Below are 3,206 nucleotides of genomic sequence, written 5' to 3'. Positions count from 1 at the left end.
AATACCGGCGGCGGATAACTCTCTCGGTACGGGCGCGCAATGTCAGTGGTCGGGTGTTGTCTTGAGGTATGAATCAGGCATCCGGCGACACGATCGGCGAGGTCGACTTCGCTGTGTCCGTCCCGGACTTCGACGGCTGGTACGAGGAGCCGTTCCCCGAATCTGACGTTATTCCCGTCGACACTTCCGGCTTCGATCATGACGCGTGGTTTGAGCGCCTCGCCGAGGAGCTGAACTCCCGGGACACGCTGGCCGATGCGATCGAGCGCACGCTCGATTTGCGGCGGCGGCAGGCAGGGTTGATTGCCGAAGAGCAGCGCGAACTCGCGGACCTCGCCATGCGCACCCGTCGGCTGCTCCCCGCCGCGGCAAAACCCAGGGATGTCGAAATGGCGATGCGGTCTCTCACCGCGGAACTTGCCGTGTTGCATCGAGTGTCGGACCGTACAATGGCGGCGCGCATCGCCGAGGCGGAGACCCTCGTGCGCCTCTTCCCCTCGACTCTGGAAAGCCTCGAACTGGGACGCATCCAGTTGGGTCACGTGCGCACGATCGTCGAACAGGGGCTCGCGATTGTGGATGCGAACGCCCGCGCAATTTACGAGATGGAGGTGCTCGAGCGTGCGGTCACGGTCACTCCCGGTCGACTTCGGCGCTTCGCCCAGCTCACAGCAGTGCGCCTTGCGGAGACCGCCTTCGAGGAACGCCACAGGCAGGCCCGCGAGGAGCGGCGGGTCACGGTGACCGAGCTCGGCGACGGAATGTCGGAACTTTCCGTGACGATGCCCACCGTGCTGGCAGACGGTGTGTGGGATCGCCTGACCCGGCAAGCTCAGGCTGTCTGCCATGCCGCCCGATCGGGCGATACGGGGCGTGACCTCGGCGACCCCCGTTGCCTCGACCAGCTCCGCGCGGATCTCGTCGCCGAGTTGCTGCTCGCCGCTCAGCCCTCGGCCGATGCGGACGCGCCGCACTCGGCGGGCGTCGGCATCCGTGCCGAAGTGTCTGTTGTGATTCCCATGCTCACCCTGCTCGGGAGGTCCGACGAACCGGCCACCATCTCCGGAAAGGGACCGATCGACCTGGAGACCGCCCGCATGCTCGCCGGTGGGGCAACGACATGGCTGCGCATCCTGACCGATCCGGTCACTGAGCTCGTGATCTCCGCACACACGTATCGCCCGTCGCAGGCTCTCCGACAGTTCCTGGAGGCCAGGGACGGCAGATGTCGTTTCCCCGGCTGCACGCGCCGCGCTCGACGGTGCGACGCCGATCACACCCTCGCCTGGGAGCACGGAGGCGAAACGACTCCGGAAAACCTCGAACTGCTGTGCCCAGGGCACCATGCGCTCAAGCACCATACGAGGGCGAACGCACCGCCGTGGCGGGTCCGGCAATCCGAATCGGGCACCATCGAGTGGACGGCGCCGTCCGGCCGGATCGTGAAGGATGTCCCCGACGGTGTTCCGTCTGGTTGGCGGCTCGACCCGGACGAGCCGACCCGCGACAGTCTCGACCGTAACAGTCCAGGCCGGGCGCGACCGGTGGAGTTTTCCTGACAGGGGTGCTGAACGGCACTCCCGTCACGCTCACGCTCCCCCGCGGCTATCCGTCGAAAATCGTCTAGCCTGTCGTTATGGCACGGAGCGCTGACGGTGAGACTGCGCCCCGCTCGCGGGGGAGGCGCCGCTCCGGCGAAGCGGATGCGCGGGCCCAGATTCTCGAGGCAGCGTCGAAGGAGTTTCTCGAGAAGGGCTACGACTCCACGTCACTGCGTGGGATCGCCCGGCGAGCGGAAGTCGACCCAGCGCTGGTACACCACTATTTCAATGACAAGGCGGAACTCTTTGCCGCATCCGTGAGCTCCCCCATGCGGCCGGACCTCATCGTCAGACAGGTGCTCAGCGGACCGCGGGACCAGATCGGCGTGAACCTCGTCACCGTGGTCCTGACGACCATGGAGTCTGGCAAATCCGCCGAGCGGATCATCAGCATCATCAGAACCGCACTTGGCCACGACTTCGCCGCGACGATGCTGCGCCAGTTCATCACGCGAGAAGTGCTGAAAAAGATCGCGGAAGATCTGGGCGCCGAGGACGGAGAATTGCGGGCGGGCGCAGCCGCGTCGCAGATCGTCGGACTGTTCATGGTGCGGTACGGCGTGCGGGTGGAACCGCTCGCGAGCGCACCCATCGATGAGGTTGCCCGCCGAATCGGGCCGGCCATCCAATTCCACCTGACGGGTTACCCCGCACTCCTTGACACGGATGGCCCCGCTCGCGAATAATTCACCACATGGTGAATTCTGCGATCCATACCGACGACCTTCGGGTCCGCCGGGGCAAACGGGAAGTCTTGCACGGAATCTCCTTCGACGTGCCGCAAGGATCGCTCGTCGGGCTCCTCGGGCCAAGCGGTTCCGGCAAGACCACGCTCATGCGGGCGATCGTGGGCGTGCAACGCAACGTCACCGGCGTCGTGAACGTGCTCGGCCATGCGGCGGGAAGTGCCATCCTACGCCGCCAGGTCGGCTACGTGACCCAGGACGCGAGCGTCTACGGAGACCTGACCATTCGGCAGAACCTCAACTATTTCTCGTCCATGCTGCGGGCCGGGCGCGCCGACGTCGAGCGAGTGCTCGAGTCGACGGATCTCACCGAACAGGCGAACCAAATGGTCGACTCGTTGTCCGGCGGCCAGCTCAGTCGGGCCTCGCTCGCCGTGGCGTTGCTCGGTTCTCCCGAGCTTCTCATGCTTGACGAACCCACGGTCGGACTCGATCCGGTGCTCCGCATGGATTTGTGGGCTTTGTTCCGCCGACTCGCCGAGTCGGGAACGACTCTGCTCGTCTCCAGCCACGTTATGGATGAGGCGACCCGGTGCGATCGGCTGTTGCTCCTGCGGGATGGCGAGATCCTCGCCGACGAAACCCCGGCGGGCCTTCTCGAGCGCACGGGCGCCGCCGACGCGGACGCCGCATTTCTCGCCCTCATCCGGCACCGACCGAAGCATCTCGATGCCGAGTTCGACGGGGAGGCGGCGTCATGAGCGCGCGTCTCACGTTCGCCGCGACCGGGCGGGTCCTCACCCAGATCCGCCACGACCCGCGCACGATTGCCTTGCTTCTTATCGTGCCGAGCCTGCTCATCGGACTACTGGCCTGGATATTCATGGACACCCCGGTGTTCAACCAGGTCGGCCCCGCC

At 65.9% G+C, this 3,206-nt stretch carries 3 protein-coding genes; all 3 read left to right on the top strand.

The window, feature by feature from the left end:
• Positions 1 to 68: 68 nt before the first annotated feature.
• The 3 genes from KF691_16260 to KF691_16250 all read left to right on the top strand — a co-directional run bounded on the left by KF691_16260 (position 69) and on the right by KF691_16250 (position 3,048).
• Positions 69 to 1,559, top strand: a complete 1,491-nt coding sequence (locus tag KF691_16260; GenBank protein ID MBX3391005.1) for a DUF222 domain-containing protein — start codon at positions 69 to 71, stop codon at positions 1,557 to 1,559.
• Positions 1,560 to 1,636: 77 nt separating this feature from the next.
• Positions 1,637 to 2,287, top strand: coding sequence for a TetR family transcriptional regulator (locus KF691_16255; GenBank protein ID MBX3391004.1), 651 nt, complete (start codon positions 1,637 to 1,639; stop codon positions 2,285 to 2,287).
• A gap of 8 nt (positions 2,288 to 2,295) precedes the next feature.
• Complete coding sequence (locus KF691_16250) at positions 2,296 to 3,048, top strand: ABC transporter ATP-binding protein (GenBank protein MBX3391003.1); 753 nt, start codon at positions 2,296 to 2,298, stop codon at positions 3,046 to 3,048.
• Positions 3,049 to 3,206 lie beyond the last annotated feature (158 nt).

It is taken from the genome of Phycisphaeraceae bacterium (assembly GCA_019636555.1).
Lineage (GTDB): Bacteria > Planctomycetota > Phycisphaerae > Phycisphaerales > UBA1924 > JAFEBO01.
This window is presented reverse-complemented; position numbering and strand designations above follow the sequence as displayed.

What these genes read in the sequence shown, in the direction of transcription:
- KF691_16260 (MBX3391005.1), top strand. Translation starts at nt 69, where the DNA reads ATGAATCAGGCATCCGGCGACACGATCGGCGAGGTCGACTTCGCTGTG.
- KF691_16255 (MBX3391004.1), top strand. Translation starts at nt 1,637, where the DNA reads ATGGCACGGAGCGCTGACGGTGAGACTGCGCCCCGCTCGCGGGGGAGG.
- KF691_16250 (MBX3391003.1), top strand. Translation starts at nt 2,296, where the DNA reads ATGGTGAATTCTGCGATCCATACCGACGACCTTCGGGTCCGCCGGGGC.